Raw genomic sequence first — 594 nt, forward strand, 5'->3', positions numbered from 1 at the left:
GTCTCCCACCTATCCTACACAAGCCACACCGAACACCAATACCAAACTATAGTAAAGGTCACGGGGTCTTTCCGTCCTGCTGCGCGTAACGAGCATCTTTACTCGTAATGCAATTTCGCCGAGTTCGCGGTTGAGACAGCTGGGAAGTCGTTACGCCATTCGTGCAGGTCGGAACTTACCCGACAAGGAATTTCGCTACCTTAGGATGGTTATAGTTACCACCGCCGTTTACTGGGGCTTAAATTCTCAGCTTCGCCTTGCGGCTAACCGTTCCTCTTAACCTTCCAGCACCGGGCAGGCGTCAGTCCGTATACATCGTCTTGCGACTTAGCACGGACCTGTGTTTTTAGTAAACAGTCGCTTCCCACTGGTCTCTGCGGCCATCGAACGCTCCCGGAGCAAGTCCGTTCACGCCTCAGGCCCCCCTTCTCCCGAAGTTACGGGGGCATTTTGCCGAGTTCCTTAACCACGATTCTCTCGATCTCCTTAGTATTCTCTACCTGACCACCTGAGTCGGTTTGGGGTACGGGCAGCTAGAACCTCGCGTCGATGCTTTTCTTGGCAGCATAGGATCACCGATTTCGACTTGCGTCT

The 594-nt window shown here is 53.4% G+C and carries 1 rRNA gene; it reads right to left on the minus strand.

The features are described from left to right. A 23S ribosomal RNA gene (locus C5C74_RS16980) occupies positions 1–594 on the minus strand; the annotation flags it as partial.

It is taken from the genome of Rathayibacter sp. AY1E8, from assembly GCF_002931415.1.
Taxonomy (GTDB): domain Bacteria; phylum Actinomycetota; class Actinomycetes; order Actinomycetales; family Microbacteriaceae; genus Rathayibacter.